The sequence below is a fragment of the Stenotrophomonas sp. FR010 genome (assembly GCF_047520755.2).
GTDB classification, from domain to species: domain Bacteria; phylum Pseudomonadota; class Gammaproteobacteria; order Xanthomonadales; family Xanthomonadaceae; genus Stenotrophomonas; species Stenotrophomonas sepilia.
The window spans coordinates 1-17599 of sequence record NZ_JAXBQT020000021.1; the positions used below are offsets into that span (position 1 = coordinate 1).

A 17599-nucleotide genomic window follows, 5' to 3' on the forward strand; every position below is an offset into this window, starting at 1 on the left:
ACTCACGCCTTGACACTGTTTCCCACCACGACGCTCTGCCGATCTGCCGGCCGCTGGCCGGCAACCTCATCCGCTCAACCGCCGCCTTTGGTCGGCAAGGGCGCTGGCACGTTCAACAGCCCGCCCGCTGCCACATAGGCGGCCAATGCCTGGCCCTGGCTGAGCAGATGGCGCTCCATGGTGCGTTCGGCAGCCTGCGCATCGCGGCGGCGGAAGCACTCCATCAACTCGCGGTGTTCGGCCAGCGACTGCGCCGTGCGGCCCGGGGTCAGCAGCTGGCGGCCGCGATGCATCTTCAGGATGCGGTGCAGGTCGTGGGTGATGCGGATCAGCCACGGATTGCCCGCGTAATGCTGCACGGTTTCGTGGATCAGGTAGTTGTTGCGATAGTACTCGGCAATGTTGCCCTCGGCCGCCGCCGCTTCCATCGCCGCATGCAGGGCCTCCAGTTGTTGCACACCGGCATCGTCGATGTGCTGCACCGCCTCATGCGCGCAACGGCCTTCCAGCATGGCCATTACCGGGAACAGCTGGTTGAGGTCTTCCAGCGTCAACCGGGTGACCCGGCTGCCACGACCTGCGTCGATCTGTACCAGGCCTTCGGCGGCCAGCAGCTTCAACGCCTCGCGCAGCGGCGTGCGGCTGATGCCCAGTTCTTCGCACAGCGCGGGCTCGTCGATCCACTCGCCCGGCGGCAGCCGATAGTCGTAGATGCGCTCGCGCACGTGGTCGGCCACCTCTTCATACAGAGGTGCGCGCTTCTTCGGTGACCGCGGGGCAGGGGCAATGGCCATGGAGGAAGTGTACCGCCAGGTAGTGCCGGCCGCTGGCCGGCAACCCATGATCGCTGGATGGCTTCATGGGATTGCCGGCCAGCGGCCGGCACTACCGTTGGGTAGTTACATCCAGCCCGGCACCACGAATACCAGCCAGGCCAGCAGCGGTCCAAGCGCCACCACCAGTCCGCTGTAGACCAGGAAGCGGCGGAACAGGGTCTCGCGTTCCTCCTTGGCTGCCGAGGCCACCACCAGTGCGCCATTGGTGGAGAACGGGCTGACATCGACGATGGTGGACGACACCGCCAGCGCGCAGATCACGCCGGCGGCGCTGAGGTGACCCTGCATCAGGAACGGAACCGCCAGCGGAATCGTGGCGCCCAGCACTGCGGCCGACGAGGCGAATGCGGAGACGATGCCGCCGACGTAGCAGACCAGCAGCGCGCCGAGCAGCGGAATGCCGATGTCGGACACGCCATTGCCGATGAAGTCCACCGCGCCGGCATGTTCCAGCACGCCGATGTAGGTCACCACGCCACAGATCAGCAGCACGGTGGACCAGCTGATGCCATCGACCGCGCCCTTCTGGCTTTGTGGCGACAGCAGCGCCAGCGCCACCGCCACGGTGATCGAGACCAGGCCGACGTTGAGGTTGTAGATCAGCGCGGCCACGCCCAGGCCGAGCAGGCCGATCAGGGTGAACAACCGTTCGCGGGTCAGGCCCACCGCATCCAGTGCCGCCGGATCATTGCTGAGCGTGCCGCCGCCTGCTGCGACCAGCGCGCCATGGCCTTCGATCGCGAACTGGCGCGACGACGCCTGCGGGCCACCGGCCATCGCCAGTTCGGCATTGCCGATCGTTCCTGCCGCGGTGATCGAGCCGCGACGCAGCAGGGCGATGCCACCGAAGGCGAAGAAGCAGATCGTCGCCATCATGAAGTTGAAGCCCAGGCTGGTCAGGAACACTGCCATCTCGGTCACTTCCAGCCCAGCCTTCTGCACCACGCCGTTGGTGATGCTGCCGTACACGCTGATGGGCGAGAAGCCGCCGGCCTGCGCACCATGGATGACCAGCAGGCCCATCATCAGCGGGTTGATGTTGTACTGCTTGGCAAAGCGCAGCGCGACCGGGCCGATGATCGCGACCGCCGCCGGGCCCAGCGCACCGAACGCGGTGAGCACCGCGGTGATCACGAACATCACCCACGGAATGGCCACGATATGGCCGCGCACGGCTTTCACAGCCCAGTGCACCAGCAGGTCGATGGTGCCGTTCTTCTGCGCGATGGCGAACAGGTAGGTGATGCCGACCAGGGTCAGGAACAGATCGCCGGGGAATCCGGCCAGGACCTCCTTGCCGCCCATGTCAACCCACAGCCCACCGATGATGAAGGCCAGCGCGAAGGCGACGGCACCCATGTTGATCGGCATCGCCGTGGCGACGATGAACATGATCACCAGACCGATGATCGTTGCGATTTGTGGACTCATGCGCCCTCCCAGACACGTGGCTCACGTACAGCGCGGATGGAGACCCGCCATCCCGGGGTAAGGCGACGTACGGCGTATTGCGTGATACGTACTGCTCGAACCCGTTACTGAAGCCGTTCCAGCGCGCTGCGGACCCATGCCGCGGCGCCGGCCAGGCTCTGGAACTCTTCTACCGCGCGCACCTCGCAGCACGGATAATCGGACGCGACCATGCGGGCCAAGGCATTGCCCGGGCCCAGCTGCAGGAACACCCGCGCACCGCGCTCGTAGGCCTGGCGCATCACCTGCGCCCACTCGATGGTCTGCGCCAGTTGCAACGACAGCGTGTGGACCGCCGTTGCGCGATCCCGCACCGGACGCGCATCGATGCCGGCCAGCAGCGGCAGGCGTGGGCCCTGCAGCGCCGAGGCATCGAGTGCGGCGGCGAACGGTGCGACAGCAGAGCGGAGCAGCGGCGTATGCGCGGGCACATGCACCGGCAGCGGGCGGATCTCCGCACCCTGCGCGCGAGCGTCATCGGCCAGCGCCTGCAGAGCGGTCTGCGTGCCGCCGACGATGAAGTGATCGCGGCCGTTGGCGATGGCCACATGTGCGCCGTGTGCATCACACAGCGGCTGCAGGGTATGGCGCTCCAGCCCCAGCACGGCCTGCATGCCTGCATCGGCAGGGCTGGCGGCATCCATCAGCCGCGCGCGCTGCGCGGCCAGGCTCAGGCAGGTGCTCGCATCAACGCTGCCGGCAACCACATGCGCCGCCAGTTCACCGATGCTGTAGCCGGCCACCAGCACCGGTGCTGGCACTGCTTCGCGAAGTCCCTGCCAGTGCGCGAGGCTGGCTGCACACAGCAGGGGCTGCGCGAGTGCATTGCCGAAGCGCGATTCGTCAGCGGCCGCCGCGAACACATCGCGTCCAAGCACTGCGCTGGCGGTCTCCAGTACGTCGCGCGCGGCCTGCAGATCGCGCACGCGGTCGAACATCGCCGCATGCTGCGCACCTTGCCCGGGGCAGAGCAGGGCAAGGCTCATGCGCCCTCCTGCAGCAGCAGGAACCAGCTGCAGGCCAGCAGGTCGGCGCTGCCACCCGGGCTCAGGCGGCGCGCGACGAAGCCCTCGCCGATGTCGTGCAGGTGTGCCTGCCAGCCAGGCGCGAAGGCACCGCCCGCCTCGATGAAGCGGCGCGCCTGCTGCTGCGCCCAGGCCAGGCCCTCTGCGCCGCCACGGTGCAGCAGGTTGAGATCGTCCACCTGCGCGACCAGCTGCATCAGGGTCTGGCACATCGCTGCATCACGCGGCAATCCACTGTGCAGGGCATGACGCAGGGTCGGTATGGCCAGCTCGCGCAGCATGGGGTAACCGGCGGCGGCCTGTTCGCGCACGCCCGGCACGCCATGCCGCAGGCGCGCGCGCTGGCCGGGGCTGGAGGCATCCAGCGGCGCCACGGCGAACGCATCCGCCCAGTGCTGTACGGCCAGGCACACCTGCTCAGCGGGCGCGGCGTGGCCCTGCTGGCGACGGCAGCGTGCGGCAGCGGCCACCAGCAGGCCCAGGCTGAAGATGGCACCGCGATGGGTATTGATGCCGGCAGTGGCACGCAGCATCGCGTGCTCGGCAGCAATGCCTTGCGCGCGCAGGATGGCGAACGGCGCGTCAGCGGCACCGGCGTCGGCAATCGCGGTGAAGAAGTGGCGCAGCGCGAACAGGCTGCGCAGGAACGTACCGGCGTCCATGTCGTCATGGCTGCCGGTATCGAAGGGGGTGACCAGCCCTGGCTTGGGCGCGCAGGCCAGTTCGGCATGCAGGCTGGTGATGGCCAAGCGGCCCAGACGCGCGCTGTCGATCGCGTTTGCATCCTGCAGCCGGGACTGGAAGACCGCGCTCACGCCGCCGCTCCGGCAGTCTCGAACAGGCGCTCGCGGACGTCCAGTGCAGCACCCTCCAGGCGCTTCACCAGCACCTGGCGGCTGTCACCGGCAAACTCGCGCCAGTTCACCGCGCCGCCATCAGGCAGGCACAGTTCACCATCGACCCGGCGGGCATGCGCGTGCTCCCAGGCGTTCAGGCGTGCGGCAAGCGCATCGGCCTGCGTACGGCTCTCAACCTGCCACAGCAGGTCGATGTCCGAGCATGCGTGCACATAGGGCAGGCCGCTGAGGTGCTGCCAGGCGAAGGCGCCGAACACGCGTGCCGGTGCAACGCTCGCCAGTGCGTGCAGGGCCCTCTGCCAGTCGGTTGGCACGCCCCGGGTGAGTACCGCGTCCAGTGCGGGCGGCAATTGCAGGCGCTGCACATCCTGCTGCGGCACGCGCAGCGCAAGGCGCAGCTTGCCTTCGCCCGGTGGCAGCGGCACGCCCAAGCGCAGGCGCGGGTCGGGGTCATCCGCGGCGCGGCGCGCCACCATGGCCGGCAGACCCTGCGCGAACCACGCTGCCAGGCGCGGTTCCTGCGCAGCCACGTCGGCCCGCCAGTCGGCGTGGGCCGACAGCCAGACCAGCATGTGGCGTGCGGGCTGATCAGGCATCGCTGCGGGCCACCGCATCTGCAACATCCGCCGCCAGTGCACGACCGCCGCGCTGTGCAGCCAGCGCCGCGCGTGCATCGCCGTCGCTGGGTGTGCGCAGGGCCCGCAGCAGGTGCTGGGCGAGATCGCCATCCCACAGCGATTCCACCGCACCCATCGCCACGTAGTTGGCCACGCCCGGCGCAAATACCGGCGAGCTCTGGCTGAGTGCCTGCAGCTTCTCCAGCGGTTGCTTGGTTACCCGGGCCATCGCGCGCAGGTCCATCACCCGTACCTGTGCATCGGGCAGGGCATGGATGTGGTCGGCCATCAGGCCGAAGGACAGGAATCCGCCGCTCACCGATTCGCCGTAGACCAGGGTGACCAGACGCGCGCCACGGCGGCGGGCCAGGTCGAGAGCCTGCGCGAGATGCGCGAAGTAGCCGTTGATGCCCAGCAGCTCATCGCGCCGCGCCAGGCGCTGGCCGGCAGTGTCCGCCAGCATCACGATCGACCGCTGCGGGTGTGCGGCGGTGCTGGCAAGCACGGTCCCGGCCAGCGCCAATGCATGGTCGACGCCAACCTCGATGCGATCGGTGGTGCCGATCACGGTCACCTCGCCATCGTCGGTGGTGGCGGTACCGGTCAGCACCGAATCCTGGATGTCGATACGATGGCCACGCGGGAACAAGGCATCGAGCAGAGACTGCAGCGGTGCGCTCATGGCAGCCTCCGGGCGGCGGTGGCGGCAAGGAAGGCGTCGGTGTCCAGCAACGGCAGTCGTTCGGGTTCGGCGATGCCTTGGCGGGCCCAGATTTCCAGCCCATCGCGGCAGTCGCCCCAGGCCTGCATTCGGGCTTTCAACGCCGCATGGCGTTCCTGCAGCGCGGCCAGCGCAGCATCGGTATCCGTGCTGGTGGCATCGGGTTGCAGCGCATTGCTTGCGGCCTGCGCGAAGGCTTCGATGGCGTCGGGTACCAGCACCTGTGCCTGGTCGATCAGATAGCGGTGCTTGCCACCGGTCACACGCCAGACCAGCGCGCGATCGCGTGAGTCGAACTCTTCCACGCCGCGAACGGTTTCGATCACCTCCGGTCCGGACAGCGACATCCGGCCTTGCTCGGACATGATGACCGTGGTGCAGCAGCGGGCAACGATGCCCATGCCACCGAAGGCGCCGTTGCCGCTGCCGATCAGCGCGATCACCGGCACGCCCGCTGCACGCGCGTCCAGGGTGGCGCGCATGATCTCGGAGATCGCAATCAGACCCGCATTGGCTTCGTGCAGCCGCACGCCGCCGGTATCGAGCAGCAGCAGCACGCCGTCAGGGCGGGTGTGCGCCGCACGGCGCAGCAGCCCAGTCAGCTTGGCGCCATGTACTTCGCCCACGCCTCCGCCCATGAATTCACCCTGTTGTGCGGCCAGCAGCACGTGTTTGCCCTGCAGCCTGGCCTCGCCGACGACGATGCCATCGTCGAACGCGGCCGGCTGATCGAGCTGGGCCAGGTGCGGACTCATCATCCGTCGCGCCGGGCCGAGGAACTCGTGGAACGAGCCGGCGTCGACCAGCCCGGCGATGCGCTCGCGCGCATTGGCTTCGTAATAGCTGTGGCGCTGTACGTGGTTCATGGCGCGCCTCCGGCCAGCAGGGTTTCCACGGCCTGGTCCAGGCGCAGGCTGACCACGGCCGGGGTCGCACCGGCGTCGTTGATCGAGACGCGCACATCGCGCAGCGGATGACGCTGTGCGAAGTCGTTGATCACCGCCTGCCAGATGCTGCCGAAGCCCTGCGCGGCGGTGATGACGCGCACCGTCATCGCGCCCTGCTGCGCCGCCGGTTCCAGCAGGATTTCCAGGTTGCCCGACGCCAGCACGCCCACCAGCACCGCATTGCGCGCGAACGGCACGTCGGTGCGGCCTTCGAATCGATAGTCGAGGGTTTCCATGCTCAGCCCCTTACCAGTTGCGGAAGCGCTTGGGCGGGTCGTACAGACCGCCGGACCAGCGCACCAGGTCCTTCACCGAACGCGCCGCCAGCAAGTCACGGCTGGCATCGCGCACGGAGATGCCGAGGTCACCGGGACGGCGGATCACGCCGCGGTCGCGCAGGTTCTCCACCATCGCGCGGTCGCGCCCGATGCCCACGGCGGTATAGCCGGCCACGCCACGGATCGCCTGTTCGCGCTCCTCGGGATTGCGGCACAGCAGCAGGTTGGCGATGCCTTCCTCGGTCAGCACATGGCTGACGTCGTCGCCGTAGATCATCACTGGCGGCAGCGGCATGTTCGCGCGTTCGGCCAGTTCCCAGGCGTCGAGGCGGTCAACGAATGCCGGGGCCATGTGCTCGCGGAAGGTTTCCACCATCTGCACCACCAGCTTGCGCCCGCGTGGCATCTCGCCCGGGCGTGCGGCCTGCTGGCCGGCCTTGATCCAGGCCTCGCTGGCATGGCGGCGGCCGCGCGCGTCCGAGCCCATGTTCGGTGCGCCGCCAAAGCCGGCGATGCGGTCGCGGGTGGCAGTGGAACTGTTGCCCTGCAGGTCGATCTGCAGGGTGGAACCGATGAACATGTCGCAGGCATACAGGCCTGCGGTCTGCGAGAACGCGCGGTTGGAACGCATCGAGCCGTCGGCGCCGGTGAAAAACACATCGCCCCGCGCGGCAATGTATTTCTCCATGCCCAGTTCCGAACCGAACGAATGCACCGATCTGACGAAGCCCGATTCGATCGCCGGAATCAGTGCCGGGTGTGGGTTCAACGCCCAGTGCTGGCAGATCTTTCCCTTCAGACCGAGCGATTCGGCGTAGGTGGGGAGCAGCAGTTCGATGGCGGCGGTATCGAAGCCGATGCCGTGATTCAAACGATTCACGCCGTACTCGGCGTAGATGCCCTTGATGGCCATCATTGCCATCAGCACCTGGATCTCGGAGATCTGCGCAGGGTCGCGGGTGAACAACGGCTCGATATGGTTCGGCTTCGGCGCCTGCACCACGAAGTTGACCCAGTCCGCAGGAATATCGACGCGGGGGAGGCTGTCGACGATCTCGTTGACCTGGGCGATGACGATGCCGCCACCGAAGGCGGTGGCTTCGACGATCACCGGAGTGTCTTCGGTATTCGGCCCGGTATAGAGGTTGCCGTGGCGGTCGGCGGCCTGCGCGGCGACCAGCGCTACGCGCGGCGTAAGGTCGATGAAGTAGCGGCCGAACAGTTCCAGGTAGGTGTGGATGGCACCGATCTGGATGCGCCCTTCGGCCACCAGGTTGGCCAGTCGCACCGATTGCGGGCCGGAGAACGAGAAATCCAGTTTCGAGGCGATGCCACGCTCGAATACGTCCAGGTGCGAGGGCAGTGAGAGGACCGACTGCACCATGTGCAGGTCATGCACGCGGGCGGGGTCGAGGTCGGCCAGCGCCTGGGCGAGGAAATCTGCCTGCTTCTGGTTGTTGCCCTCCAGGCAGACCTTGTCGCCTGGCTCCAGCACTGCGTGCAGCAACTCGCCGACGTCGCTGCTGGCGACCTCGCGTCCCCGGGCCCACGGCGCGGCACGTTCCAGGCGGGCCTGGCGACTGCGTTCCAACGTATCCCAGCTCGGGTTCATTGACCGGCTTCCGACGGGTGTTGGGATAATTACGGCATAATTACGAAGTGGGTACAACCTGCAGTGCAGCAAAGAGAAGGGCCCGCACGGAGGCGGGCCCATTCAGGGTGTGGGGTGTGCCGACCAACGGTCGGCACCCACCGGTTCGCAGGTGGCTCAGAACTTCCAGCGCAGGCTGGCCGACACGAAGCGCGGCTCGCCGAAGTTGTTGTAGTCCAGGTTGGCCCAGTAGGTCTTGTCCAGCGCGTTGCGCACGCTCAGCGTCGCGGTCCAGTTGTCGCTGATGCGGTAGTTGGCGTTGAACTGCACCAGCGAATACGCCGGCTGGTTCACCGTCACCGTGCCGCCGAGCGGGTAGGCGATGTTGTAGCCCTGTACCTTGCTCTGCCACTGCAGGCCACCGCCGATGCTCAGGCGTTCCAGCGCACCGCGCAGCTGCAGTTGCGTGTTGAGCTGCAGCAGGTCCTTGGGCGGGTTGGCGTACAGCAGGTCGGTGGCGGCGCGGGTGACCTTGACGTGGGTGTAGCCGGCATTGACCGTCCAGCCCGGCAGGATTTCGCCGTTGATATCCATCTCCCAGCCACGCGCCTTGGTACCGTTGACGCCGATGTAGGCCGAGCTGCCGTCGCTGAGCGAACCCTCCGGCACGCCCATGTCACGCACCGCGTAGTTGTCCTGCTTGGCCTCGAACACAGCGGCATTTGCGGTCAGGCGGCCATCGAACCACTGCGTCTTGAGGCCCGCTTCCAGGTTCGAGCCCTGCACCGGTGCCAGCAGGTTCTCGTTGCGGTCCTTGTAGTTCTGCGGATTGAAGATCTCGGTGTAGCTGGCATAGGCCGACACGTTCGGGGTGATCTCGTAGACCAGGCCCACGTACGGAGTGACTTCATCGCTCACCTTGTACGCACCGCTGGTGCCGGTATAGGCGCCGGCGGCGTTGTAGGAGCGGGTGAGGGTTTCCCACCGGCTCAGGCGTGCACCGGCGATCAGCGACAGCGGATCGGCCAGGTGCAGGCGCGTGGCCAGATAGACGCCACTCTGCGTGGTCTTGGCCACGCGGCGCGCGCCGGTGCGGCGGTAGGTCACCTCGGAGATATCGCCGTTCCAGCTGTATACGTTGGGGATGTAGTAGCAGCGCTCGCGTGCACCCGTGGCGCTGACACACGTTGCCCAGTCGCTCGGGAAGTTCAGCGCCACGGTGTTCGTGGTCCCTTCCAGATCCGACCACTGGGCACCGACCGTGAGGTCGTGGTCGCGGCCGAACAGCGGGAAGCTGCCGGTCAGGTAAGCATCGACATTGCGGCGGGTGTCTTTCGAATCACCGGCGGCCGCACGCAGGAAGATGCCCGAGCCGGTCACCGGGTCCGGGTTGCCGGTGCCGTACAGGCGCACGTTCTGCACGTTGCCGCGGGTGTAGGCGGTGTTGATCTTCAGCAGCCAGTTGTCGCCGAAGCGCTGTTCCAGGTTGGCGAAGGCGGTGTTGCTCTCGCGCTTCCAGTAGCTCCACTTCGGCGACAGGTTGGTCGAGCGCGGCAGATGGGCGAAATTGCCCTGGCTGTCGAAGAACGGCACGGTGCCCCAGGTCGAACCGGTCGGGTTGTTGTCCTGGGTCTGGTAGCCGAGGGTGAGGGTGGTGCTGTCGGTGACATCGCCTTCCAGCACCGCCATGCCGGCCATCTTGTTCTCGTCGTAACGGTCGTAATACAGGCCACGATCGGTGTAGGCGGCGACCACGCGGCTGCGGAAACGGCCGTCATCGGTCAGAGGCGCGGTGACATCGGCTTCCATGCGGCGGTAGTCCCAGCTGCCCGCGCTGACCGCGAACGACGCGTCGAATTCCTTGCCGGGGCGCTTGCGCAGCAGGTTGACCGTGGCCGACGGCACGCCGGCGCCGCTGAGCAGGCCGTTGGCACCGCGGATCACTTCGATGCGGTCGTAGAAGGCGGTGTCGTATTCCTGGTTGGTGGAGCCGCTGTAGGTGGGAATGCCGTCGACCTGGAAGTCGGTGATGGCGAAGCCACGCGCGTAGTACAGCGGGCGCTGCGTGTCATAGAAGGACACGCTGACGCCGGTCACGTTGCGCATCACATCGTTGATGCTGAACAGTGATTCGTCCTGCAGGCGCTGCAGGCTGATCGCGGTGGCCGACTGCGGGGTTTCCTGCAGGGTGATCGGCAGGCGCGTGGTACTGGCCGGCGGAGCGGACCGCTCGGCCCGGACGCTGACCCGGTCCAGGGTCTTGGCATCGGCGGCGGCATCGGTGGCGGCGAACGCGGCGGGCGTGACCAGCAGGGTCAGCGACGAAAGCAGGGCAGCCGGCAGCAGCGCGCGGCGGGGCAGGCGGTTACGGACAGGCAGGGGCATGGTGGGCTCGAGGCTTGGAAACGGGGGAAGGGCGGCAACAGTCGTCCAGCACCCGGGGCGGCGGCTTCGGGCACGGTCAGGTCCGTCTGCTAAGGCGCGAGGTCACTGCGCGGGGTGCAAATGTAAATAAGTCTTAACAACATTACAATTCGCGTCGTTGCGTAGGGGCTTTCCGGCATCCGGCAGGCTTCCTGTAGAGCCGAGCCCATGCTCGGCTGTTGGCAGCCGCGAAGAGCAGCCGAGCGCAGGCTCGGCTCTACAGGCGGTAGCCCGCCCAGACGCAAACGGCCACCCGAAGGTGGCCGTCCGTCTGCATCGAAGGAACGCGCGGGCTTACAGCGCCTGCAGTTCCTCATTGGCATTGCGCTTTTCCTTCGCCGGAGCCGGAGCCGGAGCCGCAGCGGCCGGAGCCGGCACCGCCGCGTTCGCATCCACCGGCACCTCCAGGTACGGCAGGTGCAGGGTCTGGCTGGTCAGCGTACGGATCTCGTTCACCAGCGCCGGGCTGTCGTTGAGCTTGCGCCCATACGACGGCACGATCTCGCGCAGGCGGGTTTCCCAACCGGCCTTCATCTGGTCCGGGAAGGCCTTGGCCATCAGGTCCAGCATGATCGGCGGCGAGGTCGACGCGCCCGGCGACGCGCCGAGCAGTGCGGCGATGGTGTGGTCCTTGTCGGTCACGATCTCGGTACCGAACTGCAGCACCGGGCCCTTCAGCGGATCGCGCTTGATGATCTGCACGCGCTGGCCGGCGGTGACCAGCTTCCAGTCACCCGGCTTGGCATTGGGGAAGTACTTGACCAGTTCGGCCTGGCGGTCGGCATCGTTCAGGCGCGCCTGGCCCATCAGGTACTGCACCAGGTCCAGGTTGTCCTTGCCCACTTCCAGCATCGGGCCAACGTTGTTGTGGGTCACCGAGGAATACAGGTCCCACCACGAGCCGTGCTTGAGGAACTTGGTGCTGTACAGCGCAAACGGCCCGAACAGGACCACCGGTTTGCCGTCCAGCTTGCGCGCATCCAGGTGCGGCACCGACATCGGCGGCGAACCGGTCTCGGCCATGCCGTAGGCTTTCACGCCATGGCGCGAGGTCACGTCCTGGCCCTGGAAGGCGAGGAACTGGCCACCGACCGGGAAGCCGGCATAGTCCTTCGACTCCGGAATGCCGGACATCTGCAGCAGCTTCAGCGCGGCGCCGCCGGCACCGATGAAGACGAAGCGGGTGTGGGTGGTGGTTTCGGTGCCGGCCTTGAGATCCTTCACCGTCACGTTCCAGCTCTTGTCGGCGTTCTGCCGCAGCGCGGTCACTTCATGGTTCAGGTGCAGGCTGAAGTTCGGGCTGCGCTGCAGGCCGGCGGTCAGCTGGCGGGTGATCACACCGAAGTTGACGTCGGTACCGAGCGGCATCCAGGTCGCGGCCACCTTCTGCTTCGGGTCGCGGCCTTCCATCAGCAGCGGCGCCCACTGCTTGATCTGTGCCGGATCTTCCGAGTACTGCATGCCGTAGAACAGCGGGTTCTTCACCAGCGCCTGCTGGCGCTTGTGCAGGTAGGCGATGTTGTCATCGCCCCAGACGAAGCTCATGTGCGGCGTCGGGTTGATGAAGTCGCTGGGCTGGCTCAGCCGGCCTTCCTTCACCTGGTGCGACCAGAACTGGCGCGAGACCTCGAACGATTCGGCGATGCCGACCGCGCGCTTGGTCTCGATGCTGCCATCGGGCAGTTCCGGGGTGTAGTTCAGTTCGGCGAACGCCGAATGGCCGGTGCCGGCGTTGTTCCAGCCGTCGGAGCTTTCACCGGCGACGCCGTCGAGGCGTTCGTAGACCTGGATCTTCCAGTCCGGCTGCAGTTCCTGCAGGTAGGTGGCCAGGGTAATGCTCATGATGCCGGCGCCGACCAGCACCACATCGACGGGCTTGTCGTTGCTGGCGGCGGGCACCGAGCGCTGGGTCAGCGGCCAGTACAGGAACAGCGCGGCGGCCAGCAACAGCAGCACGAGCAGGGCGAGAAGAGCCTTGCCAAATTTCTTCATGGGGGCGGGATCGTTGGCGGAGGGGAAGGGGTCAGGATGCGCGTGGGGCAGGGAAAGGGCGTGAAGAAACAACGCCTTGCCGCATCCAGGTGCGATTCTAACCGGATCCGGTCCGTTTTTGATGCAACGCAGCATCCGGTCGGCGGTCCTCTACCATAGCGCCAGGCCATGCCCGGCGACGCGGCCGTCCCTGCGGATGCCGATGCCGCCCGGCCGCGGGGCGTCGAAGGCGTTTCCCGGGAGTGCAGGCAGCCGGGTCAGTCACTGCCGACGGTGAAGTATTCCACGGCGAAATAGCCGATCTGGTACGCCAGCGTTGCCAGCACCAGGCGCAGCTGTGTGCGTTGGCTGCGCAGTCGCCAGCCGAGCACCGCCACCGCCAGCATCAACACGGCATGCAACGGGTACGCGGCTCCCAGCAGCTTCCAGCGGCTGCTGCCCTTGATGGCGGTATCGACCAGGTCGAGCAGGGTCAGTGCAGCAATCACGCTGAAGATCCAGCGCCGGCGCTGCATGAGATAGTTCCCGTAGCTGCCGTATTCGCGCAGGTCGTCGGGAAACAGCAGCGCGCACAGCAGGAACCAGGTCGCGCAGTACACGATCACGAACAGGTAGGTTTCAAACGTCCAGCGGTGCACCTCGATGAGGCGGAACTCCCACCACCAGAAGGTCACCAGCGATATCAGCGTCCACGCCACCCAGCCCAGGTGCAGGGCCGAGCAGCCGCGGCGCTGCGGATGCTCGATGATCTGCGCCAGGCCCTTGAGCACGGTGGTAATCGACAGGCCGAGGATGATGCCCATCACCACCCGGATGTGCAGGAACAGCGGATCGGTCTGCATCGCGGCGCTCCGTGTCGGGTGCTGCGATGCTGGCACAACCGGGCGCCCCGGAACGGACCCCGGTCACGCGCCGAAAAAGGGGACGCCGGGGATCAAGTCGTATCAGGCCATACGGCCTGCACGGCGGAAGCGACTTGATCCCTCCACGCCCTTGTCGCTGTGCAGCTCAGCGCTTGCGCCGGATCAGCGCCGAGGACGCATCCAGCACCGCGCGGGTCAGAAGAGCCATGGTCTGCACGTCGCCTTTCCAGTGTTGCCAGTACAGCGGCACGTCTTCCCACGCGCGCTGGCGCACGTAGACCAGGCGGCCTGCGTCCAGGTGGCGCTTGACCAGCGGCAGCGGGTTCATGGTCCAGCCCAGTCCGCCGAGGTTGGCCTGCACGAAGGCCCGGGTGGAGGGAATCCACCAGGTCGGTGCGGTGCTGGGCAGGTCGTCGCCGGCCATGCGCCGGGCGAAGCGCGACTGCATTTCGTCCTTGCGGTTGAACACCAGCACCGGGGCCTGCGCCAGTGCCTGCGCGGTCACGCCTTTGGCGAAGTGGCGTTCGCGGAATTCGGGGGTGCAGGTCGCTGCATAGCGGATGCTGCCCAGCGCATGGATCTGGCAGCCCTGCACCGGCTCGTCCAGGGTGGTCACTGCGCCCAGCACCGTGCCCTGGCGCAGCAGCTCCACCGTGTGGTCCTGGTCTTCCACACGCAGGTCCAAGGTGGTGCCGGTGCTCTGCGCGAACTGGTGGGCCGCCTGCGGAAACCAGGTTTCCAGGCTGTCGTGGTTCACCGCCACCGGGATGCTGGCCTGGGGCAGATCCTCATCGGCCAGGCCCATCCGGTGCAGCGCATCGTGTTCGAGCAGGGCGGTCTGCTCGGCCAGCTGCACCAGCAGCTGCCCCTCGGCGGTGGCGGTGGCCGGCGTGCCGCGCTTGACCAGCAGGCGGCCGATCCGGTCCTCCAATGCCTTGACCCGCTGCGAGATGGCCGAGGGCGTGACATTCAGCGACTGCGCGGCGCGGTCGAAGCTGCCTTCGCGGATCACCGCGGCCAGGGCGCGCAGCTGGGCATGGTCGATACGCATCGAATTAAGCTCCGCTAATGTTGATTTAGGAAGTTTAGCTCGTCTTTTTCATGTTGCGGCGCGACAATGGCGCCCGTTCCGGTGCTGTCCGCCTTCGCGAGGCACCGTCCCCCCCAAGCAATACAAGGCAGTGAATCCCATGTTCTCGGTCATCTCCGCCAGCACCGGCCTCGGTGCCTGGTTCTCTGGTGCAGCCACCGGCATCGGCCTGTTCGCCGTGGTCGGCGCCCAGAGCGCCTTCATTCTGCGCCAGGGCATCCTGCGCAAGCACATCGTGCCGGTGGTCGCCACCTGCGCGGCCATCGATGCCATCTTCATCTTCGCCAGCGTGGCCGGCCTGCGCACGCTCACCTCGGCGCTGCCGTGGCTGACCAGCGCCGTGCTGTGGACCGGCGTGGCCTTCCTGGCCTGGTATGCGATGAAGTCGGCACGCCGTGCGATCGCGGGTGGCGGTGGCATGGGCGAGGCTGACAGCGACGACGGCAGCCGCCGCGCGGTGCTGATGGCCGCGGTCGGCTTCTCGCTGATCAATCCGCACTTCTGGCTGGACATGATGGTGATCGGCTCGATCGCCGAGAACTTCGGCAACGCCCGCATGGCCTTCGCCGCCGGCGTGGTCACCGCCAGCTGCCTGTGGCTGACCGCGCAGGGCCTCGGGGCACGCCTGCTGGCGCCGCTCTTCACCAAGCCCAGCACCTGGCGCGTGCTCGACGGCACCATCGCCGTGATCCTCAGCATCCTGGCCCTCATGTTGGCGGTGCGCGGGGTCCATTGACCCGGCGTACGCCCCCCGAACCCACGTCCTGACTCTCTCTCCAAGGTAGTGGCAACGACGGCACCGTCAACGGTGCCGTCGTCTTTTCCGGCTCTGGCGGAAAACGCATGGCCCTGCCTAGAATCGGCCACCAGGACAAGGTGTCCACAGGAGCAGGGGAAGGATGCACAAGACGATTCTGGCGGCCGCACTGGCCGTCATCGGGGGCGTTGCCGCAGGCAGCGCGGGGGCGGTGGACCTGACGCAGTACCTGCGCCGGGAGACCTTCACCGATATCAAGATCTCGCCGGGGGGCGAGTACGTGGCGGCAACGGTGCCGCTGGAGGACGCCACCGCGATCGCCGTGCTGCGGTTGAAGGATAAGCAGATGGTCGGCAGTTTCCGGCCACCCAGCCGCAACCACGCGCAGGAATTCGACTGGGTCAGCAACGAGCGCCTGTTGATCGGCCTGGCCCAGAAGTGGGGCTCGCTCGACCAGCCCAATCCCACCGGCGAACTCTACGCCATCGATGCCAACGGCAATCGCGGCGAACTGCTGGTGGGCTACCGCGTGGAGAGCAACGGCCCGGGAACCCGCATCCAGCCGAAGAAGGTTGAGGCGGTCGCCGCCTTCCTGGCCGACGACCTGCCGGGCGACGAGCGCAACGTGCTGGTGACCGTATGGCCGCTGGCCGAGGACCCGTTTACCCGCGTCGATCGCATGGATGTGACCACCGGCCGCCGTGCGCGGGTGGCATCTTCGCCGGTACGGCGCGGCGAATTCACCACCGATGGCGCCGGCGAGGTCCGCTTCGTGCACGGCTCGGGCAGCGACAACATCAACAAGCTGTATTTCCGCGAACGCAGCGGCGACACCTGGAAGCTGATCAACGACGAGGCGGTCAGCAAGCGCATCGAAACCGCCCTCGGCTTCTCGGCCGATGACAGCCTGGCCTACCTCAACGTCGAGCAGGCCCAGGGCCCGGATGCGATCGTCAGCTGGAATCCGCAGACCGGCGAGCGTGCCACGCTGCTGCGCGACGAGGTGGTCAATCCGTATCGCATCATCCATCGGCCCGGCACCCACGTGCCGGTGGGCGCGCTGTATCTGGGCGATACGCCGCGTACCCGGTTCTTCGACGAGAAGTCGCCGGAGGCGCGCCTGTACCGCAGCCTGGAAGCGGCCTTCGGAGGGCCCGTCTACATCACCTCCAGCACCCGCGATGGCCGTGTCGTGCTGGTGGAAACCTGGTCGGGCTCGAACCCGGGCGATTTCTACGTGTACGACACGGTGGCGCGCAAGGCCGATCACCTGATCAGCCGTAGCGACTGGATCGACGTGGACCGTAGTGCCAGCGTGAAGCCGATTGCACTGAAGGCGCGCGACGGGCTGCCGCTGCATGGCTTCCTGACCCTGCCGGCCGGCAGCGACGGGCGCAACCTGCCGATGGTGGTGATGCCGCATGGCGGCCCGTTCGACATCTTCGATTCCGGCCAGTACGACCGCGAAACGCAGATGCTGGCCGCGGCCGGTTATGCCGTGCTGCAGGTCAACTTCCGTGGTTCGGGCAACTACGGCCGGGCCCACACCCAGGCCGGTGCGCAGCAGTGGGGCGCGGCAATGCAGGACGATGTCACCGATGCCACCCGCTGGGCAATCAGCGAAGGCATCGCCGACGGCCGTCGCATCTGTATCTACGGCGCCAGCTACGGGGCCTACTCGGCGATGATGGGTGCCGCCCGTGAACCCGGGTTGTATCAGTGCGCGGCGGGCTATGTCGGGGTTTACGACCTGCCGATGATGTACACCCGCGGCGACATCCAGGACCGGGGTTCAGGCGTGACCTATCTGCGCGAATGGCTGGGGGATCCGGCCAAGCTGGGTGCGGTGTCGCCGGTGAACCTGGCCGAACGGATCAAGGTGCCGGTGTTCCTGGCCGCCGGTGGCGAAGACAAGCGCGCGCCGATCCAGCACACCGAACGCATGGAAGCGGCGCTCAAGCGCGCCGGCACGCCGGTGGAAAGCCTGTACTACAAGACCGAAGGCCACGGCTTCTACACCGAGGCCCATCGCAGCGAGTACTACGACAAGTTGCTGGCCTTCCTGGCGCGCAGCCTGGGTGGCAAGACCGCGACGGCCGCGCCTGCGACCGGCAAGGACAAGGCGCCCTGA

At 67.1% G+C, this 17599-nt stretch carries 15 protein-coding genes; 2 read left to right on the plus strand and 13 right to left on the minus strand.

Annotated features, from left to right (window positions below; all coding sequences use genetic code 11):
• Positions 1 to 74: 74 nt before the first annotated feature.
• The 13 genes from ACM0PK_RS16855 to ACM0PK_RS16915 form a co-directional block, all read right to left on the minus strand.
• The gene (locus tag ACM0PK_RS16855) at positions 75 to 794 is read right to left on the minus strand and encodes a GntR family transcriptional regulator (protein WP_353080151.1); all 720 of its coding nucleotides are present in this window, start codon (positions 792 to 794) and stop codon (positions 75 to 77) included.
• A gap of 105 nt (positions 795 to 899) precedes the next feature.
• On the minus strand, positions 900 to 2267 hold the full coding sequence (locus ACM0PK_RS16860) for an SLC13 family permease (RefSeq protein ID WP_049445977.1): 1368 nt from the start codon (positions 2265 to 2267) through the stop codon (positions 900 to 902).
• Positions 2268 to 2371: 104 nt separating this feature from the next.
• Positions 2372 to 3292: a malonate decarboxylase subunit epsilon gene (mdcH, locus tag ACM0PK_RS16865; protein WP_021203089.1), complete on the minus strand. Its 921-nt coding sequence runs from the start codon at positions 3290 to 3292 to the stop codon at positions 2372 to 2374.
• The gene (gene mdcB, locus ACM0PK_RS16870; protein WP_180832374.1) at positions 3289 to 4146 is read right to left on the minus strand and encodes a triphosphoribosyl-dephospho-CoA synthase MdcB; all 858 of its coding nucleotides are present in this window, start codon (positions 4144 to 4146) and stop codon (positions 3289 to 3291) included. Before mdcB ends, mdcH begins: the two co-directional genes overlap by 4 nt.
• Positions 4143 to 4784 carry a malonate decarboxylase holo-[acyl-carrier-protein] synthase gene (gene mdcG, locus ACM0PK_RS16875; protein WP_111098258.1) on the minus strand — a complete coding sequence of 214 codons (642 nt, stop codon included), beginning with the start codon at positions 4782 to 4784 and terminating at the stop codon, positions 4143 to 4145. The genes mdcB and mdcG overlap by 4 nt, the downstream gene beginning before the upstream one ends.
• Positions 4777 to 5487: a biotin-independent malonate decarboxylase subunit gamma gene (gene mdcE / locus ACM0PK_RS16880; protein WP_021203092.1), complete on the minus strand. Its 711-nt coding sequence runs from the start codon at positions 5485 to 5487 to the stop codon at positions 4777 to 4779. The genes mdcG and mdcE overlap by 8 nt, the downstream gene beginning before the upstream one ends.
• Entirely contained in the window at positions 5484 to 6392 is a 909-nt protein-coding gene (locus tag ACM0PK_RS16885; RefSeq protein WP_414607550.1) for a biotin-independent malonate decarboxylase subunit beta, read from the minus strand. Before ACM0PK_RS16885 ends, mdcE begins: the two co-directional genes overlap by 4 nt.
• Entirely contained in the window at positions 6389 to 6709 is a 321-nt protein-coding gene (mdcC, locus tag ACM0PK_RS16890) for a malonate decarboxylase acyl carrier protein (RefSeq protein ID WP_111201157.1), read from the minus strand. Before mdcC ends, ACM0PK_RS16885 begins: the two co-directional genes overlap by 4 nt.
• A gap of 10 nt (positions 6710 to 6719) precedes the next feature.
• Positions 6720 to 8363: a malonate decarboxylase subunit alpha gene (mdcA, locus tag ACM0PK_RS16895; RefSeq protein WP_242894399.1), complete on the minus strand. Its 1644-nt coding sequence runs from the start codon at positions 8361 to 8363 to the stop codon at positions 6720 to 6722.
• Between the two features lie 156 nt (positions 8364 to 8519).
• A complete protein-coding gene (locus ACM0PK_RS16900) occupies positions 8520 to 10727 on the minus strand; it encodes a TonB-dependent siderophore receptor (RefSeq protein WP_414606851.1) in 2208 nt (735 codons plus the stop codon).
• A 333-nt stretch (positions 10728 to 11060) separates the two neighbouring features.
• Positions 11061 to 12758, minus strand: coding sequence for a malate dehydrogenase (quinone) (gene mqo, locus ACM0PK_RS16905; RefSeq protein WP_414606850.1), 1698 nt, complete (start codon positions 12756 to 12758; stop codon positions 11061 to 11063).
• Between the two features lie 257 nt (positions 12759 to 13015).
• Complete coding sequence (locus ACM0PK_RS16910) at positions 13016 to 13600, minus strand: hypothetical protein (protein ID WP_072168683.1); 585 nt, start codon at positions 13598 to 13600, stop codon at positions 13016 to 13018.
• Positions 13601 to 13766: 166 nt separating this feature from the next.
• Entirely contained in the window at positions 13767 to 14672 is a 906-nt protein-coding gene (locus tag ACM0PK_RS16915; RefSeq protein WP_072168684.1) for a LysR family transcriptional regulator ArgP, read from the minus strand.
• Positions 14673 to 14811: 139 nt separating this feature from the next.
• Here ACM0PK_RS16915 and ACM0PK_RS16920 point away from each other — a divergent pair, with 139 nt between their 5' ends.
• Together ACM0PK_RS16920 and ACM0PK_RS16925 are read left to right on the plus strand one after the other, a co-directional pair.
• Positions 14812 to 15447, plus strand: a complete 636-nt coding sequence (locus tag ACM0PK_RS16920) for a LysE/ArgO family amino acid transporter (RefSeq protein ID WP_072168685.1) — start codon at positions 14812 to 14814, stop codon at positions 15445 to 15447.
• A 163-nt stretch (positions 15448 to 15610) separates the two neighbouring features.
• Positions 15611 to 17599, plus strand: a complete 1989-nt coding sequence (locus tag ACM0PK_RS16925) for an alpha/beta hydrolase family protein (RefSeq protein ID WP_414606849.1) — start codon at positions 15611 to 15613, stop codon at positions 17597 to 17599.

Excerpts from the sequence above, each read along its gene's own strand:
- ACM0PK_RS16925 (WP_414606849.1), top strand. The coding sequence starts at position 15,611 with ATGCACAAGACGATTCTGGCGGCCGCACTGGCCGTCATCGGGGGCGTT.
- mdcE (WP_021203092.1), bottom strand. The coding sequence starts at position 5,487 with ATGAGCGCACCGCTGCAGTCTCTGCTCGATGCCTTGTTCCCGCGTGGC.
- ACM0PK_RS16920 (WP_072168685.1), top strand. The coding sequence starts at position 14,812 with ATGTTCTCGGTCATCTCCGCCAGCACCGGCCTCGGTGCCTGGTTCTCT.
- ACM0PK_RS16915 (WP_072168684.1), bottom strand. The coding sequence starts at position 14,672 with ATGCGTATCGACCATGCCCAGCTGCGCGCCCTGGCCGCGGTGATCCGC.
- ACM0PK_RS16855 (WP_353080151.1), bottom strand. The coding sequence starts at position 794 with ATGGCCATTGCCCCTGCCCCGCGGTCACCGAAGAAGCGCGCACCTCTG.
- mdcG (WP_111098258.1), bottom strand. The coding sequence starts at position 4,784 with ATGCCTGATCAGCCCGCACGCCACATGCTGGTCTGGCTGTCGGCCCAC.
- mdcA (WP_242894399.1), bottom strand. The coding sequence starts at position 8,363 with ATGAACCCGAGCTGGGATACGTTGGAACGCAGTCGCCAGGCCCGCCTG.
- mqo (WP_414606850.1), bottom strand. The coding sequence starts at position 12,758 with ATGAAGAAATTTGGCAAGGCTCTTCTCGCCCTGCTCGTGCTGCTGTTG.
- ACM0PK_RS16910 (WP_072168683.1), bottom strand. The coding sequence starts at position 13,600 with ATGCAGACCGATCCGCTGTTCCTGCACATCCGGGTGGTGATGGGCATC.
- mdcH (WP_021203089.1), bottom strand. The coding sequence starts at position 3,292 with ATGAGCCTTGCCCTGCTCTGCCCCGGGCAAGGTGCGCAGCATGCGGCG.
- ACM0PK_RS16900 (WP_414606851.1), bottom strand. The coding sequence starts at position 10,727 with ATGCCCCTGCCTGTCCGTAACCGCCTGCCCCGCCGCGCGCTGCTGCCG.
- mdcC (WP_111201157.1), bottom strand. The coding sequence starts at position 6,709 with ATGGAAACCCTCGACTATCGATTCGAAGGCCGCACCGACGTGCCGTTC.
- ACM0PK_RS16885 (WP_414607550.1), bottom strand. The coding sequence starts at position 6,392 with ATGAACCACGTACAGCGCCACAGCTATTACGAAGCCAATGCGCGCGAG.
- ACM0PK_RS16860 (WP_049445977.1), bottom strand. The coding sequence starts at position 2,267 with ATGAGTCCACAAATCGCAACGATCATCGGTCTGGTGATCATGTTCATC.